The following is an 18944-nucleotide window of genomic DNA, read 5'->3' on the forward strand; positions in this document are numbered from 1 at the left end:
CTTACCTAAGAACAGCAGACAGTTCGGTGATTACAGACTGAGCATTGCTCAATATTTTTGGTTGTCCATTTTGAGGGACTAGCACGATAGCTGGAGTTGAGCGGACACCATATTTCAGTGCTTCAGAGCCGTTCATATCAGGTCGGAATCCGGTCAACGGAAGATTTCCCGATGCTGGAGTAAAAACACGTCGAGGATTCCAGTTAGCTTGATCAATTAATACATAATATTGAAAGTCAACCTTTTCCCCAAATCGGGCTTTAGCATCGTTTGATATCTTCACTAACTCTGCAACATTGCTTGCATTTTCGGTGATGAACATCTTTATGGTTGCAACCGGTTCAACCAATCGTTGGTCGCCAACAAACCGACCGATTTGTGACTGCATGCGCGCGTATGCTTGTTTTGCGCCCTCAATATCTTTCGGTACTGGAACACCGCTTGCACCGCCAATTGTTGGTGTTTGACCACGCTGGCCAAGCATTCCCTGGACCTGAGATAGCATTGCAGCACTACCCTTATGTCCTCGATCAGCTGCAGCTTTAAAAAAAGTAGCTGCTCGCTCCAGATTATTCGGATATTCGGGAGATCTCAGCATTAGATCACCAAGGTGATACATGGCAATAATGTTGCCTTTCTTGGCCTCAGGAAAAAGGATGTCCCATGCTTTCTGTTTTTCGCCTTTTAGAATAGCCATGATGCCTTCGCCGACTCTTTGGTCGGTAGTGGGCTCAATAACGCTGGCCATTACATTGGTTGAAATGAAGCTAGCGAGCAGCAGCCATAGATACGGTCGCAAGTCGTTTCTCCTCGTTGTACTTTGGTATGAAATATTCGAGATATTTCTTGCGGTAAACCGGGGTTGCTGAGTGGTAATAGCCAACGGCCTCGATCTCGTTCTTGTGCTTCTTTTTAAGTTCTGCAATACGAGTCGCTGCGAATTCAAGGTTGTAATGCGGATCAAACCATGTCTGAACAGTCGCAATTCCTTGACCGTTCCAACGGTAATTAACTTGAGCAATCCCTATATCTGTATTTATTAGTCTTAGTGCTCGAACCCGCACCTCTCCTTTGTTGACCACTTTGCTGTCATCTACCCGCAAAATCAGTCGACCTGAATCTCGAATGCTTTTCGCATAAGAATTCGCACTAGCCTGAGAGGTGAAGAACCGGCGGAACCGCTCTCCTTTCAAGGAGATGGCTTTGACCATCCAAGGTGCTTTGGTTAGTGACCAGAGCACTCTTACTGCGGTTTCTTTATCTTGGTAGCGGAAAGGTTCTCCATCAGCGTTGAAAGTCCATGGGTTTTTGTTTGACTCATGCGCTGCTATCGCACGCAGCACGATTGGATCAACGCCGTGGTTTCGAGCTGCACGATCAATCATCGAGTCATAAGGTGAGCAGATTGCATTAGCAGCGTTAAGTGCCAGTGCAAGCGCGACAATGGATCGAATCACACCCGTACTCCGTCGATGGTATGGAAACTGTGTTTCTGCAACCAAGCGATGGTTCTGGCGCGCTCCGGAAAGCTTCGATCAAGACGCCTGAAAAGGGGAGGATGGGGGTCTTCAGGGCTTGTACCCAATTGCTCGTGGAGCATTTCGTGATGGGTCACATATTTGACAACGCACCTGGGGGCATCATGACCTAAGGACTTACTCAAGCCTTGATGAATCAGGATGACCTTCTGGCCATCAATCACTTCCGTACTTCCGGCTGGTACGAACAGAGTGTCGGTGCTAACGCGGTTGATGCGTCGGGCAATTTTGTCCCAGTCAGCTACACGTAGCTTTTGAAGGACCTTGATGTAGAGCTTGGATGCTTCTTCATGATTTATAGCAACGAACGGCTCAAGCGCGCTCTTGGCAGCTACATAGTCCTGCTTTACGAACAGAACTACTGCGGCCTCCAGGGCACATAGCTGGGCCTGAGTTAGATCGCCTGGATGTAGCTTGGGTTCGTCTGCCTCGCTTGCGCTGGGAATTCCCCAGCGCACGGGGACATGGTTAGGTGCACGGAAATGACACTCTGAGACCTCAGCAGCTAGTCGCGCCAAAAACAGCTCGTCAGCGCTGCTGATCTGCTCATGAATGTTAAATCGACGGGCACCCATTTGGAGAACTCCAGAACTTATGGACTACTTGGCCATCCGAGTTCTGCAAATCGAGACGATCACCGGTGATTGCAACGCGATATCCATCGAGGAAATCGCCTTGGCCCACCATATTCTCCGCGCCGGCATCGACTACGAACGCATGAGCTACGCACGTGGTGCAATTACGCGCTGGTGGTGCTACTGCTTTCACGCAGAGTTTTGGTCTCGAGACAACCTTCGCCACTGGCGGTACAGCCTTGGTGGGCGATCGTTGTGCAACGCGGGCCGAGTGCTTAGGGTTGTGAGCTACAGCAGGTTTGGCTTGGGCAGGCTTGATGTTGCTACCTGGTTTCTTTGCCAATTGATCTTTGAGGGACTTGATTTCATTGTCCTTCTGAGCAAGCTGAGCTTTCATCTTCGTCACATCAGCCGCGTCTTTCTGCAGACTCGGTTTCTGACTACTATCCGGGTTTTGGAGTGAAGTGCTACCCAAAACAGGGTCATGTTTTTCAGCTGAAAGTGAGGCTAGTTTAGGGGGTGTTTCTCCCCCCACAGGCATCTCACCAAATGGTGAGCCCGAACCAGCAGTGATTGGTTCCGGCGCTACCTCTGGAGCAGCGGCGAATGGGCTGTTTGCTCCGCTTGGCAAAGGAAGCTGTTCCTTCGGCTGTGAGGCTGTTGCTCCAATTTCAAGAGGTGGTGGCTCATTGGCTAGCTGGGCAGGAAAGCCAAAACCGTCAGCAGGTATTGACCCTGAATCTTGCGCTGAAACAGTCTTGCCGCTAGCAACCAACGGCTTCTGCAATTGTCCGTCCAGCTGCAATTCGTCCAGTGTTTTTCCAATCGCCGGATCAACAACTGCTTGCTCGCCAAGTGCGGTAGGTAACCCGGCAGTCAAACCACCATCATGCATTTGTGGCAGCGATGGCTTGTCTTCATGCGCACTCGCATCGGCCGTGGACGGATGTGTTTCTGGAGGTGATTGATGAATCGCAACCGGTGTGAAAATACCGTTTTTAGCCATAACACCAAGGGCGACAACCACGGCCCCAAGCACGAGCTTTTTCTTTAACGACATCTTCTTTGGATCTGGCTTTGCTGGTACAGCCTGGTCCTGTGGGTCAATGAGGAGCGGATCGTTGTAATCGTCGATGTGCGGGCGTGGGGCGTCCTGAGATTCAATGACCTCAACGTTATCAGCGTCTGCGTCGGTGCCTGCGTCTCGTCGAGGCTTCTTCGTGCTTGCCGCAATAGTTGCTGCACCGCTTTTGATCTTGCCGATCAGATCGCCGAGACCGCCTGGTTTGTTTTGTTCACTCATTTTTCTGATCCGAGCAGGGGAAGGTAAGTAGGCGCCTCTTCGGAGAAGCGGCCTGGGGCAATTTGTACGCATTCTTCGTGTTCGGGTGACAACATCCCATTGACGACACGTGCGGGGATTTTCACTCCGCATTGAACTAGTGGGGCATCCCAAGTGAAGCGCTCGCGAGCCCGCATCTTTCCTTTCATGTCCGTTAGTACCTGGCTCACTCCTTCGGAGTAAGCGCGGCGCTCGAGTTCAGTATTCGGTGCGTACATTTCTTTGACTGGCTTGGTTTCGGTGTCAACGATCGTTTCGCGAGGTTCGTATTTATCAGTGCACCCAGCCGTGACGGCGATGCATAGAAGGGCGGCAGCCTTAAACAACTTGGCCATAACGTGCTCCGTATGGGTGAGTTTTTGATAGGTCGATGATTGCTTGCTGGCGGGCGACCGACGATTCAATTCTTTGCTCGTTTACGATTGCTTCAGTCCTAAGCTCTCGCATCCGGTAATCATCAGGGTGCGAGCTTGCAATCCACAAAGTCATCGGGGCTGAAAAGAGTCTAAATACACCTGAGTAATAGAGGCTCTGGCTGGTCCGCATCCTGTAGAACACCTCTGAATACATCGGAGGCAGCGAGGCTAGAGAGCGCCACAGATCGATTTCTTCGTCGGTGAATGCGAGTTCTTCTTTGGCAACTCTGTAGTCAGACTCCGAGCAGGCAAGGAAAAAGTAATGACTAGTGTTCTCGAGAATTCCGTCTTGCGAGTCGCCACCACCGCTCGTCTCTGCTTTGATCAGGTTCACAAAGTCTTTAACCGTCTGGCTTATCAGCAAGCAACCAGCACCATAACGGCGCAACTCACGATAAAAACTGGACAAGGCTTTTGCGGCGTTCGGATCGGACAGTGTTGCCCAGGCCTCATCGACAGCAACCACCTTTTTACGGCTGCGATCGAGCTTGAACTTGCAGTACAAGTCGATTTGGCGGAATAGAGCCAATGTCACAATGCCAAGCGCAGGGGACTTCGACATGCGCTGTGTTTCAAGTACCGTAAAATCGTTTTCCCAATCAACATCCAAGTAGCCATCGAAAATGGCGGCGAACGGACCAGTGCCGTAGTACAGCGTCAGGTTCTGTGCGAGAACCTCACCTTTCTGCTCATGGAAATTTGTCTTGATCAGGTGAGGGATGAAGTCCCTGAAGCGCGGCTCATCCATAGGCCGCGTCTCAACCCAGTCACGATAAAACTCCTCAAGTGCTTGGTATAGGAGAGATGAAGTCACCTTGGTTAGATTGGACTTGGTGGACCCTGAGCCGTCCCCGGCCTCCATCATCATGATCAGCATCCGTGCGACGAAGAAAATCTCGTCAAGCTCGGGCTTCACATTGCGATTATTCTCATCACGCTTGAGGGCAAATGGATTAATACAGATTGGGTCAATTGTGCGGCCGGAGACGGGCTCAACAAACCGCTCGGTCGTGAGGCGGACGTAATTACCATTCAACACCAGACAAAGGCTTTCGTACGAATCACCTTTGTCAATGATCCAGACCTTCGGTCTGTATTTCACCCTCAGGGCCATCAACAAATTGTTGAAAGTAAATGACTTACCTGAGCCTGTGGTCCCGCAGATCAACGAGTGAGCTGTGTTGACGCTGTTACCCCAAAGGTCCAAGAAGATCGGCTGACCAGCACGATTGTTCATCAGGATCGCAGGGTCGGGTACTCCTTGGTACTCAACAAACATTGGGGCCATGTGCGAAACGCTCTCCGTCAGGTGAGGAATGCTTCGCTTCAGCAGTTTCATGCTGGTCTGGCGGAAATTAAATGGCATGCTGTTACGGACCACAGCATCCCCACGCAATACTTCTTTGTGACCGATACGCCACAGCCGACGCTCAAGCGACATGGCTTGGTCGTCAATGATCTCTTTGTTGAATCCCATCAGATTGATGTGAACAGACAGGTCGAAAAACTGCTCCCGGTTGCTCGCGTTCTCTGAGGACACCTTGCTCCTTACAGCATCAAGGTCGCTACGCTGCCGTTCACGGGTTTCTTTGTCCCCTACGCGCATCGACTCCTTAGCCGCGATCATTCGACCGCGGATAGCTAGCCGGCTGGTCACGACAACAGCGCGTGGAACGCTCCAGTTCATTGTGATTAGACTTTCGGATTCAATCCCAGCCATGGCTACCTGGAGCATGCCAGGTGCGCTGCGAATCGGCTTGCCCATAACGGACACAGGACGGATGTAGTACGGGACGCCGCGGTCGTGAATTGTCCAGCCGTTAGGCTCCGTTTCTACATGCGCAAAGGTAGCTGTCGCAGCAAGGTTATCCCGGGTTTCAACGATGTCTGGATTATCCAGCGCATCAAGTATTGGTATGTCAGCCCTGTACTTCGGTGGCTCGATTTCAAAGCTCCGGACAGGGTTCATCAGCCCATAGTGAAGGTTGATGTAGCCTTGACCAGTCAAAACCTCAGGTTGGAAGCCATAGGTAGCCAGTGCTTGTTCGATCTCAGTGCAATACTGACCAAAAATCTTAGCGTGCCCGTTATAGGCACGCTCAGCCATTTTGTTTGCGTCTGCTAGCCCTACCGAAGCTAGCGCTGCTTTGACGGTAGTGTCAAAAAACTTCCCGAAAATGTATTCAGGCTGCCACATGAACACGATGTAGAAATCGTTTACGAAGGGGAAGCGGCCTTCCCGTACCTCGCGCTTGATTGCTTCAGACGCAGTTGCCCGGACATCTTCATCAGTCTCGTCCTGCTCAAGATCCGCAAGAGCATCGTCCTGCATCTTTTTCAGAGTGGCCGCAGTGGCATCGCCGAAGAATCCATTGGCCGATGTCGCAGCCGAAAACTGCCGGTCCATTATGGAGTGGGCGATTGCGGCGGCGAACTCACCGGCTTCAGGGTCAATCTGATCTTGATAGAGCCCCATGATCTGGCGGATGTCGCGATGTGTATGTCGCAGAAACTGCCCGGTGCTTCCCGCTGGATACTTGTTCAGAACGTCCGAGAAACTGCCGGTCACATCAAACAACATGTCGTTGTTGAACATGGACGCATCCACACCGGAAATCTTCCAAATCTTTGCGAACCGACCATCCAGCGTATGGAAATAGCGACCTTGCTGCTCGTATAGGAAGGCATCGGACAGCAGTTGAATTGGCATGCCGCCTTGATAGTTGCGACGACCCAGGCCAGCTAGCTCAGAGTCGTATAGGTGCAGATCAGACTTTTTAGCCATTCGTTGATACCTTCTGTGTTGCAGTAATCAGTCGCGATTCGGGGTAAACAGTGATGCGTGCTGAACTGACCCGGGAAACGTATTCAGCAATGTCACGAAGCGAATTCGGTGATGTGTTGATCAGCACGATTTCGTTCTGGTTTATCGCCGGGTCAAATTCCGTTTCATAACCACTTGCGGCCGAGGCCAAGTTAAGAATTTCACCTAGAGTCAGATTTTGTTTTTTGAAGATCTGAGGCCAAGGAATTTGATCCGGTGGGGGTAGCGGCCGGGTGTCAACTTCGTTGGGTTTCGTAAAGATTCTTCGATAAAGATCAACGTCGGGTTGGCGAACGGTGAGGTCCTGGCCTCTCCCTAGGATCTGCTTCTCGTAATACTCACGAATGGCATCTTTGTGGTATTGCGTGATCCCTTCGGCTTGAGCAATTGGGGCAAGTAAAAACAGTAGGCTCAGGATTAGTTTGCCCATCCCGCTTCCTCCATGATCACGTAGTCCCAGCGACCGCCATGCTTCACGCCTGTGCGCTTGTCGGCATATGGCACTACCCATACAGGTGCAACGACATCTGGATTTCGGATTGGATAGTAGGGATCGCTTGAACCAAGTTCAGGCCTGGCGCGCAACCCTTCACGCAGCAACCGGACAGTGTCAGCGCCACCAGAGGAGTTAACCGTGTCGTAGATCTGATCCATGGTTGCACTGTTCCGGAACGGTTCTTCATCAGTTGCGCAGCCGGTGAGGGCCATTGCCAAGAAGGAAAGAAGAATCAGCTTCTGCATGGTCTTTGGCTCACTCTTGTCACGTACGAGATTTGCACGCCGTGTAGCTGGAAGGCGGATTTGGATTGAAGTCATAGTGCTGGCCGCCTTAGATCAGGGTGTCGTACATCGAGGCGTCGATGTCGAATGGTTCGAGGGGTTTCACAACACGGATTGGCTGGTCAGTCACAAAGCGCAGTCTGATGCCCGGCTCGACTTGAATGGTGTCGACAGCAGCATCTGCTTCAGCTTCAAATCGCTCGCTGATCTTCTGGAACATCGAACCAATACCCTGGGCAACTGCTGCTTTTGTTGCGTCGCCTGTCAGTTGGCTCGTAGCACTCGAAGTGCCGTTTTGTGTAGAGCTGGTGTTGGTGAATTCCGCTGAACTCAAAGTTGTTGCATAAGCGGCTGCGGCTGCGGATGCGGCTTGCAGAGCCAGGGTTCGACCTGAAGCTTTGTCGAGCCGTCCATACACGTCTTGTTCGTTGTCCCGCATGTCTACGACGTACCCAGTTGCCGCTACCATCTGCGCTCCGCCCGAAGCATCCCAGTAGCTCAATTGCTCAATGCGGATAAGTGCTCGGCCAGTAGAAGACGAAGAGGTTCTCCGGCCCGAGCAAAGACCCATAAGGTGGGCAGTACCAATGTCGCGCTCTACGCCATTCGGTCCGTGAAATATCCCGTGAACTGGAAGAACAACTGGGCGGGCTGGGATCTTTGAAGAGTCTGAAGCGCCCGGGGCGTTAGCGCCGATAGGGCAGCTGACGCCGTGCAAAGTTGTGACCTCAACAAAGGAAAAAGCCTCGACGGTGTAGGTATCTTGAGCTTTCTTCTTCGCGGCAGCCTCTTCCGCAGTTAACCCGGCTGGCTGAGCAGCAGGTTGGCCTGAGCTTTGAAACGCTTGGTTGTTCTGCTGGGCAGTGTTGGGTTTGCCATATACGTCATTGAACTGAGCGTTCAGGTTTTCGTTGTTGGTCTGTCCTGTTTGGTTGCTTGGGGTCGGCGCAGACATGTCATTGAAAAGGGATGTTTCTGACTGCGTGCCTGGGCCACCACCACTCTTACCCTGGAAGCTCGATTGAGTCTGCGCCTGAGTTTGAACTGGCGGGGCAAGCAGAATGTAGTTAGGACCGTATTGGCTTGTTACCGGTGTTGTCATTGTCGACGGCAGTGCGGCAGGACCCAAATCAAGGTCTCCGTCGAACGATAAGCCACCCGATGGAACTTTTAGACCCTGAACACCCGGCATGTCAGGAATCGTATTTGTGGTTTTGTCCTTTGCATTAATAGCGGCGTACAGGTCGTCAACGCCTTTCTTTTGAAGGTCGGCGATCTTCTCGCTCAACGCCCTCGTTTGGGCATTGTTTTGCTGTTGCATCTCACGCAATTGCTGATCGCGGACTTTATCCGCTTTGATCCGCTCAGCTTCCCCGCGATTAGCGTCGGCTTGCATGGCCTCAAGTTGCTTGCGGAACTGTGTGAGTGCCGCATCTTTGTCTTGGGCAGTGATTTGATTGACGCCTGCAGGGCCCGCCTCAATTGCTACCGGCGTCGACTTACCAGTAACAGGCGCAGTGCTTGAACTGTCCGACCACTTGCCGAAGAGGAACATGGCGCCACCAACGGCAGCGAAGATCCAAAGAAGCTTTTTGTTAGGTCCTGATGGTCTCGGATTCGAATCACTCATTTGCTCTTCTCCGATACGATGAAGAGCAATCCACGATGTGAATCACCGTAGACTTCAGATATATATTCGGGGGATGGACCTAAAATGTGAGAAGTCGGTAGCATCGCTACCTGGCGAGCCGTTCCGATTGAGTCCACCACTGCCTTGTTTGAGTAGTCGATCTGGTCGATTGCAAGCTTGAATGCAGTGCGGCCACGATTAACCACCTCGTAGGTGGTGCCGACATATGTTGGTCCGATAACTTGGGATTGGAGTGAAAACTCGACAGAACCCTGGCGGAAAACAACACGTTGCTCTTTAGTGAGCTTTGAAAAGTTATTTTTACGGTACCCATTTGGAACTGTTCCATCGAACAGGTAGTTCATTAGTCCCTTGACGCGACCTTTACCATCCTTTGCCAGCTGGGAGCGATCAACTGGTGCTTGATGCGAAATCGTCACCAAGCTATCTGCGCAGCCAGGGCGGGCTATCAAATTGACTTGATAGGATTGACCAGAAGGACCATCTACAGTTACTAGGCCAACGTATTGCCCGTCTGTAGTATTGAAGGCTAATTTGTTTTTTATCGGCGTTGGGAACAGCTCAAGGCCAACAGGTTGTTCACGGTTCACACCCAAAAGATATGTTTCGGGAAAAACTACCTCGGCCCGTTGGTTGTCGTTCGAAATATAAACATCAATTGGTGAATTTTCATAAATAACTGAACGTGGGGAACGGTTGCATTCCTCATCAGCAAAAACGGGTGAAGCAAAGGCTACGGCAACCATCGCAGCCAGAATTGTTTTTTTCACTGAGCAATCTCCTGAGTTTGCAGATCGTCAGCGACGATGGCCCACTCGAAGTATTTCGACTGTTTGACAGGTTTCATCAGAATTCGGACGTTGAACTTGGCCTTGCCGAAGACAGTATTTAGCGTCGCGCGGTAGCGCAGCGCCTGGAAGGTCACAATATAACCTTGGGGTGTAGTTTCAATTTTATACGGCGAAGTTCGAACAAAAACCTGGGTAATCTGTTGCTCAGATGATTGCTTTGCAACCAACTTAAGAGTCTCTTCCTGAACAGCGCGGAACCGAGGCGACATTAGACGCAAGGCTTCATTTGCATTGCTAAACGAAGAGTCCGGCGTGAAGTTATAAAAATTGTCAAGAAAGACAGAAGTAAAAGCGATGATGTGCCGCTCAGGAACTTCATTTTCGCTTACGAATACACCCTCTGCGTTCGGGTATCCGTACATGACCCGCTGGCCCTGTAGTTCAACGTTCACATCCTGAAGATGATTGTTCCAGTTAATAAGGTACACAATGACCCCTGTCAGGATCACAGTGACTGCAATGAATGCAACGTTGATTCTGCTTGCCCTCAACTCACCCCGACCGAGCAGGTTGAAGTATCCAAGCGGTACGCCGTATTTGTCGCTCATTCTTAAGGCTCGTATCGGTTGCAATAGGTAGGGGAGGGGAGCAGGCCAACCTCTAACCAAAGGTTGGTTAGGAATCTGTTGAGTGCCCGAGCAACCTTTCTGACAGCTGGGTACATCGTCGCCAGGTCGCCGCTTTCAAGTTGACCCATAACAATGCTCAGTCGCAAAACCATGTGACCTGGAGGTGTATTTGCAGTAAGCCGTTTGTAGAGCCACAAACAGAAGCAACCCACAGCAAACGCATAAAAGGGGTCGTCCATGATGTTGTTCGCGATCGCCATCGGGATCATCCAAAACAAGAGGTCCTCTTTCTCTACTCCGCCAAAATTCAGCGGGGAAGTTGCGTACGCGTAAGTGTCGCTTTCTGTTGTGGTTCTAAGGTGCATGGCTTATCTCGTTACCTAGGTCGTAGCGAAGTTGGTGAAACCAGCCCATGTAGCTACTTGGGTGATCGCTTTTTCGCCGAATAGGCAAATGAGGAACACGCAGACAGGGATCCACCACCACTTACCACCAAGGAAAAAGATGGAGAACAATAGGCAGCCGATTGAGAGCCACAGCCCCCACCCTGCTGCGGATTTCCACCAGCCTTGAAGGCTGGTGTTCGTGTTTTTTGTCAGGGACGCATCTGGGCCAAATTGACCGTTCCAGGCTGTACCGTCGGCTGCATGAGCCATCTCAGGTATCAGAAATAGAGCAGCAACAGCGAGCAGCAGAAACAAGCTGGCCATGAACCGCCTCATTTCCTCCATGCGTACGTTATGGGTGATTCCAGTGACGGTCATCGTCTCAATCTCCGAGTCGAGGTGGGGTAGTAAAGAACTGCCCATCAGGTGTTAGCTCCTGATACCGAAGGCGTTTCTTCTCCGGGCGCAGGACAACGTTGATGGTTTCTTCCACGGGCCTGACCTGGCTCAACATTCGAACCAGATCCAGTCCAGGAAGGGGGTGGGAGGCCTCGGCTTTTTTCAGTTCATCTTGAGCAAGGCGCAGTGCCTGAGCAGCGCTCGCGAGGTGCTCAATTGCGATCTGATACTTCGGATCGCGCTGGTCGATGACGTATGAATCGCTCGCATACTCAGAAGCCACAGCGTTAAACGCAGAGACTGAAATGCAGATGGCTAGAAAGACGGCTTTCATGAGGGTTCTCCTTTCACTAAATAGTGGAAAGGGAGTGCCCCATTTCGGGATGTTTTCCAAAAAAAAACCCGGATTGCCCGGGTTTTTTCAATCAGTCGCGACGTGTACGGCCGGCAAGGGCAATGATCCAGCGGCGAGAACGGTGAAACATCGCTAGCAGGAGTCTGCCGAAGAATTTGAAGAGGTCGGCTGTGAGCAACGTCAGGACGTTCTGTACAAAGGTGAACACCATGCGGAAAACACCACTCACAACCAGGCTTGTCACTCCTCGTGTCGCCGGGAAGGCAAGACCCAGCCCGATAATGAACAGCACAATTCCGATGTAGCCCCAGATCCCTGCGCGCTGGATGTGGAATTCCATAAGGTTCAAGACCCACTCTACAATCCCCTCCAGGCTGTAGTCCCAGTTCTTGATCCGTTCAAGCCATGTCATAGAAACCCCCTTAAAAGATTCTGCATGCGAAATGTTTTGTCAGACGTCGCCCAGAAGCCTGCGGTTGAAATCGGTAAAGTCTTTCCAGGCATTGATGCCTGCCCGCCCGCGGGAATGTCGTCGCGTCAGTTTCATATCTCGGAAATGTACGTTCGGGAAACTGCTGCGGACCATTGGCATTCGAACCCTGTAGGTACCAGATTTTGCGATGATAATTCCGTCGCCCTGGTCGAGGGTTTGGAAGTCATCAGGCTGAAGTAGGTCTTCACGGGTCGCCTTAGCACCTACACTGGAACTCGCTCCCGTGTTTTCATTTGAGATGAGGCCTGACTGCTCTGTGCTATGGCTGGCACCGGAGCTAGTGGCGGAAGTCTCCTGCTCAAATTTCCTGAGGGTTGTGCCGGCAAGTTTGCAAGCGAAGGCTCTTGTTTCAGCATCCCTGATGTCGCAGTAGACGTGAGTCCAACAGTTACCCAGCACCATCTCCACGAATGGTGCAGATTTTTGCTGAAGGAAGCCGACACCCTGGAAAGCAATGATGATTGGTACGTTTGCACTTCGAGCAAGCTGGAAAAGGGTGATCTGACCTTCCTCCGCGAACGAACCATATTCGTCAAAGATCGCTGGGCAGATCATTAAAGGTTTCAGCTTAAGAAGCTGGATCTCACCGATAGCACGGGCCAGGTCGGAGATGAATAGCTTGCCCATCAGCTCAACACCGTCTTTGTCGGCGAGAGCCGACATGGACAGCACAACCACCTCGCCATTGAGGATGGCGTCTTTCAGGTCAACATCAGGGCTATAGGTGTTAACAATGCGTGAGTATTCTGAATGCGCGAAGGCAGAAAGTTTTGAGATAGCGCCCTGCAGCATGGTCTTGAAGCTTTTACGATTCCACTCCTGTTTTTCTTCGTCGTACCAGTAGCGGAGGTAGGAAAATAGGAACTCTTTCCCGTCCTTGTGAGCATCTGAGTCAGACTCTCGAATCGATTTCACGTATCGCAGGAGGATATTGAAATCAGAGAGGACTGCGATTAGATCCTTAATGTGGAATGCAGGCTCACCAGGTTGAAGCTTCATGCATAGGATTGCTGCAGACAGTGAGTAGCGGTTTACGTCAGTCCAGAACTCCTCTTTTGACGCGGCTTGCATCTTCATCGCTGTCGATAGGGTGGCGCGAACGCCGCCGGCGAAGAATGGGTTGTAAGTGTGGCTGATCTCTGGGAACTCGAAGGATATGAGCTTGAACTGGTCCAGCCTGCCAGCGGCTTCCATCATTGCGTAGATTGCACCCGACAAATCAGAATCAGCCTTGGCCTCGACCAGCAGTAGGCCTGCCCCTTTTTTGATTTGTTGTTGGGCGATTGCGAGGATGAGTTCGGTCTTCCCGGTCCCGGTCGCGGCGAGCAGCGCCATATGCCTTGTCATGATGTCGTCTGACAGCATGAAGGGGATCATTCCGGGGTATGCCTCGATTAGCGACTGACGCACATCGTCGGCGCTTGCGATACCCTTCGCGTTTGAGACCGCATCTACACGTTCCTTCCATTCCACCCATGGCATGGTTTTGCCTAAGAAGGTTGAGCGCTGGAAGTCGCAATCGGGTATGTCAGTCTGTGTGTAGCTACGGTCCCAAACCAACGGAGTCACTGCCTCCTTGTCCTTCCGATCAAGGTACAGAGTCCATACAGCACAGCCCACAGCAATGCCGATTGCGAGTGGCAGAGGCACAAAAGGGATTGCAGCTCCTACAAGCGGGAGACTCAACGCAACATTGCGGGCCTGCTGTGTTTTCAGCTTCGCCCGTTCCTGTGCCTCGAGTCGTGCAGATCTGATCGCCATGTACTGTTATCCCGCGTGCTGGAGTGTGAATTGTGGAATGAGCTCAGGCTGAGTTGTACTCACCCCATGCATGAGGGGACCCGGCCAGTAGGAGGTCGCATTACTTCTGCGGCGGGTCAATTTGATCGCCATCGGTGGCCATCCATTTCGAGAGTGATGACCTCACCCGTGTGGGCTCATCGCCAGGAAATGAATCTGCAATACCGTCTAGCTCGCCTACCAAAATCAATGATCTTTTTGCACTGTTCAGGAGGGTCGAGAGAAGTTCGGCATTGAACAGCCCCATGTGCTCCTTGAGCACGATCAGGATTACAAACTCGTAAACTCGACCGCGCGCAAATTTTGGTGTCAGTACACCGCCGTGAAAGATGTTGAGATTCCGCTTGAGGTCGATCACCGCTGAGTTTCCCGAGCGGGGCGTGGCAAGCATTCTTTCGCCAGAAAGTTCAGTGGCCTCGAAAATAGAGAAGGCAGGGTGTTCCAAAGAGAGAGCCTGGTGCACTAACACAGGCATGCCCTTAAACAATGCTCGTCCATGAAAGTCGACCGGGTCATCCTTACCAACGAATTCATGGGCGATCGAACGAGTAAGCCAGGAAACTGCATCAGTACCTGGGACCTCTGCGTGCTGGCGCGCCACGACAGGTTTGATGTCGTGCAATGGGGATATTTGGCATGAGCCAGACAGCTCACGGAGCAGCACATTCACCACATCAGGAATGCTCTCTCGTGGCGTATTGAGCCAACTGATGGGCTTGCTAGGATCAAAACTGTCATCAGGCTTAATCGATCCCGACCACACGTCCTTTGCTGCTTTTCGCTGTTCAGTACGGGCCGGCAGCCAGAAACTGGCGATGAATGTTCGAATTTCTGGCACTTTGGCCATCTCATCAAAGGGTTGGCCGATTGTTTGCGACGGGAGATCCTTGGGGGCCCCAAGCATGAAAACTCGGCCAGCTTCAGGCATGGCTTCGAGCAGATAGTGAATTTCTTCTACCCCCATAGAATCAGTGCCAACCACTACGACCACGTCGGTTGGTATAGGGCTGGCCCGGTTCTGTTGTGGGACACCTGTCACCGGGTCGAGCCCAATCAACTCCGCATAGCTGACTACCGGGGCCTCATCCCCCAGAGTCAGTTGAAGCTCGGTCACCATTTCCTTGGAAGATGCAGTGATGAGTGCGTCTGTTCCGAAAGCATTCAGGAATAGCTGTATGCCCTGGACGATGGTCAATTGATCGTGAAGGGTCTCGCACTGGACAAGAGCTAAGCGCTCAGCCATCAAGTGGCATAGACCCATTGAAAGAGTCTTCGTGGCGGGGGCACCAAGTTTCAGAGGGCGGAGCAGTTTGATGCCCATTTCCTCGCTCGGAACCAGATCCTCTAGCTCGGCCGCGGTCAGCCTTGTCCAGCCGATCGCCTTTTCAACTAGAGACTTTTCGATCTCATATAGGTTGTACAGCTGTAGTCTGCGTTCTTCTGCGCGAGCTACCTTTGCCCGCCTCAATTCGGTCACACCCTCTTTGATTAGTGGATAGAGCACTGCGCGGTCGAGCTTGAGTAATTTGGACACGGCGTCGACTAGGGGGACGCCCTCGATGTAGCTATGGCCCAACCAAGCTTCCTTGCGAAGCACGGCAACGATTGCGCCCTTGACTGCGGACACAGTGTCGTTAGTGACTCGGAAGCGCTTAGCGAGAGATTGGGCTGTCGAGAACAGCATGTCGTCAAAGTGGACATACAGGAGGTATGGGTCTTCACGCAGCACAAGGTTCAAGTCAGTCATGTACCCCAGGCGGCGCTGCAGGGTGGCCAGCTTCTCTGGAGGAATGCCTTCAAGGTCTATCTGCGCCAAAGCTAACTGATGGGAACGCTCTGTTGCCCACGTCGTCCCGAGAAGCTCAGCATCGCTTTCTGAAACGCCCGCTTCCGTCAGCCGAGAGGGTGCTCGCTCGAGAATGTCGATGAGATTCTCGCCGAAGTGCTGAACAGCCTTGTTAGTTGCAGCAATAGCAACCCTGTTCTGAGTCAGGCTCGTCAAGTACCGCGGAAGGGTTTCTAGAGCTTTCGGTGGCATAGACGAAAACGATGCAGTATCGAAATCCCCGCCCGGAATGTCTGGGCTCCATTTCCCGTAGAGGATGAACTCCTCATACAGGATGGGTTGCCCGAAGCTTCCTGTCGCCTGGAAGGTCGTCCCGTCCTCTCTGCGGAAGGTACCGATCCCCCAAGGGCCGTGTGGGTCACGATATTGAATTGAACTTAGAATTGCTTGCTCACGCACCAGCCCTTCGACTGCTTCGGGTACACGTTCCATATTCATCCCTGTTCGAAAGCCCGGCCGCTGTTAGCGATGCGAGAGGCGCGACGGACACGACATAAGGGCCGCATGGTCACAATCATTGCTGCCTTTCGGATGGCTTTTGGCGACTCGTCGAGATGGCTTGGATATTTATAGGTGAGGGCGACCAGATGGTCATAGAGGGCAACAAGATCGACTGCTCGCAATAAGTCGTCCCAGTAGATCATCCCGTCCGGGTAAGCGGGCTCAGGTTCATACCCGTCAAAAAGCCCGTCAGTGGGCAAGCCGGCGTATTTATCAGCGATCGCCTGTACTTTCTTGAGGGCGGCATCGACACCACTGGTGAACAGTGTGGCTGCCGACTTACGTTGTCGAATCGATTTGCACGAGAAAACAGTGCTCGATCCGTCGTGGAGAAATTTGCGGAGCGTTCCCCGCTTGAGAGTGCCGTATACAACCGGGTACGTCTCGGAAATCAGGGATTTAGCTTCTTGGGTATGAATTGGTTGCATTGAAGGCCTCAAGGTCTTAAACCAATAGTGGCAATGGAGTGCTCCATTTTCGGCCTTTCAATGCAAAAAATCTTAAATCTAATCGCCACGCATACGATTCCGAGGCCTGAACTAGCTCTTCCTATGGCTAATTCCCACTTCGCTTCCCGCACACGCAAGGTCGAGTAATCGAACAGCTGCACGCTCGAAACTGTGTCGGGTCGGTTTCGTCAGGGAACTCATTTAGGATTTTGTCGCTGATGTGTACCACTCGACTATAGGAATCAGGCGGCCCGAAAAATGGGTGGCGACATGCGTCCTCTACCTTCTCGTCGTAATCCAAGCCAGCAGTGTCTACGCCGGCGGAGAGGATGACATCTGTTACAGACATCTTGCGCGATGAGGACTTGCCTTCTGATCGGCGCCATGCAGCCTGGAGCCGCGCACTGAGCTCTGCGCCGTTGAGTTCGGCCCAGCTGTCCAGGGACACGTAGAAGGCGTAGTCATGTGACGGGTTCACGATTGCAATTCGTGTCTCGACCAAAGACAGACGTGGTGAACCGTCCTTAAAGATTCGCCCAGGCCTTACGTCATTGCACTGGACCAGGAGATCAGCTTGAAGCTCGAATGTTTGACCAACTGATGTGACCATGAACATTGCAAATGGTACCGCTGGAAATCCCCGAACTGGGCGCAGGTCAACCCGATGGATGATTGATCCCTTAGGTAGGACAAGCAGGCTAAGTGGGCCCTCTTTCTCCAGTATGGGTACCGGGTGCCGAAGGAAAGGCCCTATATAGTCGATGCTTTTTAGACCCTGCTGCTCCATGTATTCCGCTGCAAGAGCTGCCTGCCCTAACATCCAGTCTTTGCCCTCAGGGCTGGTGTCAGCAAGATGCGAGTTCGGATCGATAGACCCATTTCGAAGGGTGTCTATTGTGTACATTTCATCGCTTCACATTTCGGGGCTGAGAAAGCAAAACGCCCCGTGGGGTACGGGGCGTTTGCTCACATCGGGTTCGATTTAGGCAATCGCGTCTTTCAGCGATTTGCCGGCAGCGAAGTGAGGTTTTTTTGCGGCCGCGATTGTAATGGGAGCACCAGTCGACGGGTTACGACCTTGACGTTCAGCAGTCTGTTTGACGCTGAAATTGCCAAAGCCCACGAACGATACGGCGTCACCCTTGCGCAACGTGTCAGTGATGGTTTCCAGGACTGCGTCAACGGCGCGCTGAGTGTCAGCTTTGGTAAGACCCGACTTCTCAGCGACGGCGTCTACAAATTCACTTTTATTCAATTTCATTCTCCAGCGTGGGTTGTCAGTGAAAGCACGAGTATAACGAGGGGCTTGCACATGACGAATTCAAAAGCACCATCCCAAAATCATGGGGTGAAAATAATCTTGGCGACTGCTCCAGTGATAAATCCTGCAGCAACTATCAGGCACTTCAGGGCCGTATCAGGGTGGCCTGAGCGCTTAAGCATGAGGCTGCCGAAAGTTGCAATCGGCAGTAGCAACAGCGCCCATAACATCTGAGGGGAAGCCATTTTTTCAAGCCAGTTGGAGCCCTGGGCTACATTCGAGCCGATGATGTCTGCAAAAATAAAGGCAGCAAGCGCCAGGCTGGCAAGCGTGAGCAAGAACCGATTGTGTGTGTAGCTGAATCGTCCAAGCTGAATGTCGCCGGTTGGATTCTTGGTGTTGTTTGCCATGGAAAACCTCCAGATTCAGCATAGATAAGCAGATTACATTGATCCTGCCAACTGGCGGGCTGACTCAGCTGACTTGAGAAGGAGTGCTGGTAGGGCGCCAGCGTCCTCCAGGTCGCAATCTACCGAGAATGCCTCAAAAGCCTGTTCCGCGGCCGAGGCGAATGCACTGATCGAATCAACCAAGTCCAGCATCGCTTGCTCATCGCACGACGCTGCTATCGGCAGCAGGCTTACCAAGCCATCAACGTGAACAGTGGTATCCCAGCCTTGGACTTGAGCACCACTCCGGCTCTGGAGCAGGAAGCTCATCTTGTCTTTGAGGTTGTGTGAAGCAGCTCCGTATGTGGCATCGAAGTGGTCCGATCCGGATTTGCGGGATTCAATTGCCATGGTGATCTCCTGTGGTAGTGGATGCCAACATAACGTTGATGAGGGTTCTAACAAGGGAGGAATTTCCTGCTAGCGTTCCGGGTTGCAAACCGGTTGCCCGGCGTTACC

General features: G+C 52.2%; 20 protein-coding genes. All 20 read right to left on the bottom strand.

Annotated elements, in window-relative coordinates; all coding sequences use genetic code 11:
• Position 1: 1 nt before the first annotated feature.
• Positions 2 to 799: a sel1 repeat family protein gene (locus MF6394_RS02455; protein WP_078466109.1), complete on the bottom strand. Its 798-nt coding sequence runs from the start codon at positions 797 to 799 to the stop codon at positions 2 to 4.
• On the bottom strand, positions 768 to 1457 hold the full coding sequence (locus MF6394_RS02460) for a transglycosylase SLT domain-containing protein (RefSeq protein ID WP_078466110.1): 690 nt from the start codon (positions 1455 to 1457) through the stop codon (positions 768 to 770). Before MF6394_RS02460 ends, MF6394_RS02455 begins: the two co-directional genes overlap by 32 nt.
• Positions 1454 to 2113, bottom strand: coding sequence for a hypothetical protein (locus tag MF6394_RS02465; protein WP_011923001.1), 660 nt, complete (start codon positions 2111 to 2113; stop codon positions 1454 to 1456). Before MF6394_RS02465 ends, MF6394_RS02460 begins: the two co-directional genes overlap by 4 nt.
• Positions 2094 to 3416 (bottom strand): hypothetical protein, encoded by a 1323-nt coding sequence (locus MF6394_RS33710; protein WP_153045995.1) that lies wholly within the window; start codon positions 3414 to 3416, stop codon positions 2094 to 2096. The genes MF6394_RS02465 and MF6394_RS33710 overlap by 20 nt, the downstream gene beginning before the upstream one ends.
• A complete protein-coding gene (locus MF6394_RS02475; RefSeq protein ID WP_078466112.1) occupies positions 3413 to 3790 on the bottom strand; it encodes a hypothetical protein in 378 nt (125 codons plus the stop codon). Before MF6394_RS02475 ends, MF6394_RS33710 begins: the two co-directional genes overlap by 4 nt.
• Complete coding sequence (locus MF6394_RS02480) at positions 3774 to 6656, bottom strand: VirB4 family type IV secretion system protein (protein ID WP_078466113.1); 2883 nt, start codon at positions 6654 to 6656, stop codon at positions 3774 to 3776. Before MF6394_RS02480 ends, MF6394_RS02475 begins: the two co-directional genes overlap by 17 nt.
• Positions 6649 to 7125 (bottom strand): hypothetical protein, encoded by a 477-nt coding sequence (locus MF6394_RS02485; RefSeq protein WP_078466114.1) that lies wholly within the window; start codon positions 7123 to 7125, stop codon positions 6649 to 6651. Before MF6394_RS02485 ends, MF6394_RS02480 begins: the two co-directional genes overlap by 8 nt.
• Positions 7113 to 7436, bottom strand: a complete 324-nt coding sequence (locus MF6394_RS02490) for a TraV family lipoprotein (RefSeq protein WP_078466163.1) — start codon at positions 7434 to 7436, stop codon at positions 7113 to 7115. The genes MF6394_RS02485 and MF6394_RS02490 overlap by 13 nt, the downstream gene beginning before the upstream one ends.
• An 88-nt stretch (positions 7437 to 7524) precedes the next feature.
• Entirely contained in the window at positions 7525 to 9105 is a 1581-nt protein-coding gene (locus MF6394_RS02495; RefSeq protein WP_078466115.1) for a conjugal transfer protein TraB, read from the bottom strand.
• Positions 9102 to 9896 (bottom strand): hypothetical protein, encoded by a 795-nt coding sequence (locus MF6394_RS02500; protein ID WP_078466116.1) that lies wholly within the window; start codon positions 9894 to 9896, stop codon positions 9102 to 9104. The genes MF6394_RS02495 and MF6394_RS02500 overlap by 4 nt, the downstream gene beginning before the upstream one ends.
• Positions 9893 to 10525, bottom strand: coding sequence for a hypothetical protein (locus tag MF6394_RS02505; protein ID WP_011922994.1), 633 nt, complete (start codon positions 10523 to 10525; stop codon positions 9893 to 9895). The genes MF6394_RS02500 and MF6394_RS02505 overlap by 4 nt, the downstream gene beginning before the upstream one ends.
• Before the next feature lie 401 nt (positions 10526 to 10926).
• Positions 10927 to 11355, bottom strand: coding sequence for a hypothetical protein (locus MF6394_RS02515; RefSeq protein WP_161952152.1), 429 nt, complete (start codon positions 11353 to 11355; stop codon positions 10927 to 10929).
• Entirely contained in the window at positions 11315 to 11665 is a 351-nt protein-coding gene (locus tag MF6394_RS02520) for a hypothetical protein (protein WP_078466119.1), read from the bottom strand. Before MF6394_RS02520 ends, MF6394_RS02515 begins: the two co-directional genes overlap by 41 nt.
• Positions 11666 to 11756: 91 nt before the next feature.
• Complete coding sequence (locus MF6394_RS02525; RefSeq protein WP_011922991.1) at positions 11757 to 12098, bottom strand: hypothetical protein; 342 nt, start codon at positions 12096 to 12098, stop codon at positions 11757 to 11759.
• A 39-nt stretch (positions 12099 to 12137) separates the two neighbouring features.
• A complete protein-coding gene (locus tag MF6394_RS02530) occupies positions 12138 to 13940 on the bottom strand; it encodes a type IV secretory system conjugative DNA transfer family protein (RefSeq protein ID WP_078466120.1) in 1803 nt (600 codons plus the stop codon).
• A gap of 100 nt (positions 13941 to 14040) precedes the next feature.
• Entirely contained in the window at positions 14041 to 16257 is a 2217-nt protein-coding gene (locus tag MF6394_RS02535) for a helix-hairpin-helix domain-containing protein (RefSeq protein WP_228759038.1), read from the bottom strand.
• Between the two features lie 2 nt (positions 16258 to 16259).
• Positions 16260 to 16754 carry a hypothetical protein gene (locus MF6394_RS02540; protein ID WP_078466122.1) on the bottom strand — a complete coding sequence of 165 codons (495 nt, stop codon included), beginning with the start codon at positions 16752 to 16754 and terminating at the stop codon, positions 16260 to 16262.
• 1003 nt (positions 16755 to 17757) lie between these two features.
• On the bottom strand, positions 17758 to 18030 hold the full coding sequence (locus MF6394_RS02550) for an HU family DNA-binding protein (RefSeq protein ID WP_078466164.1): 273 nt from the start codon (positions 18028 to 18030) through the stop codon (positions 17758 to 17760).
• An 86-nt stretch (positions 18031 to 18116) separates the two neighbouring features.
• Entirely contained in the window at positions 18117 to 18446 is a 330-nt protein-coding gene (locus MF6394_RS02555; RefSeq protein ID WP_011922985.1) for a hypothetical protein, read from the bottom strand.
• 33 nt (positions 18447 to 18479) lie between these two features.
• Positions 18480 to 18836, bottom strand: coding sequence for a hypothetical protein (locus MF6394_RS02560; protein WP_078466124.1), 357 nt, complete (start codon positions 18834 to 18836; stop codon positions 18480 to 18482).
• Positions 18837 to 18944 lie beyond the last annotated feature (108 nt).

The sequence above is a fragment of the Pseudomonas sp. MF6394 genome (genome assembly GCF_002018845.1).
In the GTDB taxonomy this organism is placed as follows: domain Bacteria; phylum Pseudomonadota; class Gammaproteobacteria; order Pseudomonadales; family Pseudomonadaceae; genus Aquipseudomonas; species Aquipseudomonas lactis.

Excerpts from the sequence above, each read along its gene's own strand:
- MF6394_RS02555 (WP_011922985.1), bottom strand. The coding sequence starts at position 18,446 with ATGGCAAACAACACCAAGAATCCAACCGGCGACATTCAGCTTGGACGA.
- MF6394_RS02485 (WP_078466114.1), bottom strand. The coding sequence starts at position 7,125 with ATGGGCAAACTAATCCTGAGCCTACTGTTTTTACTTGCCCCAATTGCT.
- MF6394_RS02505 (WP_011922994.1), bottom strand. The coding sequence starts at position 10,525 with ATGAGCGACAAATACGGCGTACCGCTTGGATACTTCAACCTGCTCGGT.
- MF6394_RS02495 (WP_078466115.1), bottom strand. The coding sequence starts at position 9,105 with ATGAGTGATTCGAATCCGAGACCATCAGGACCTAACAAAAAGCTTCTT.
- MF6394_RS02475 (WP_078466112.1), bottom strand. The coding sequence starts at position 3,790 with ATGGCCAAGTTGTTTAAGGCTGCCGCCCTTCTATGCATCGCCGTCACG.
- MF6394_RS33710 (WP_153045995.1), bottom strand. The coding sequence starts at position 3,416 with ATGAGTGAACAAAACAAACCAGGCGGTCTCGGCGATCTGATCGGCAAG.
- MF6394_RS02540 (WP_078466122.1), bottom strand. The coding sequence starts at position 16,754 with ATGCAACCAATTCATACCCAAGAAGCTAAATCCCTGATTTCCGAGACG.
- MF6394_RS02535 (WP_228759038.1), bottom strand. The coding sequence starts at position 16,257 with ATGGAACGTGTACCCGAAGCAGTCGAAGGGCTGGTGCGTGAGCAAGCA.
- MF6394_RS02530 (WP_078466120.1), bottom strand. The coding sequence starts at position 13,940 with ATGGCGATCAGATCTGCACGACTCGAGGCACAGGAACGGGCGAAGCTG.
- MF6394_RS02515 (WP_161952152.1), bottom strand. The coding sequence starts at position 11,355 with ATGGGCAGTTCTTTACTACCCCACCTCGACTCGGAGATTGAGACGATG.
- MF6394_RS02560 (WP_078466124.1), bottom strand. The coding sequence starts at position 18,836 with ATGGCAATTGAATCCCGCAAATCCGGATCGGACCACTTCGATGCCACA.
- MF6394_RS02490 (WP_078466163.1), bottom strand. The coding sequence starts at position 7,436 with ATGCAGAAGCTGATTCTTCTTTCCTTCTTGGCAATGGCCCTCACCGGC.
- MF6394_RS02525 (WP_011922991.1), bottom strand. The coding sequence starts at position 12,098 with ATGACATGGCTTGAACGGATCAAGAACTGGGACTACAGCCTGGAGGGG.
- MF6394_RS02480 (WP_078466113.1), bottom strand. The coding sequence starts at position 6,656 with ATGGCTAAAAAGTCTGATCTGCACCTATACGACTCTGAGCTAGCTGGC.
- MF6394_RS02465 (WP_011923001.1), bottom strand. The coding sequence starts at position 2,113 with ATGGGTGCCCGTCGATTTAACATTCATGAGCAGATCAGCAGCGCTGAC.
- MF6394_RS02520 (WP_078466119.1), bottom strand. The coding sequence starts at position 11,665 with ATGAAAGCCGTCTTTCTAGCCATCTGCATTTCAGTCTCTGCGTTTAAC.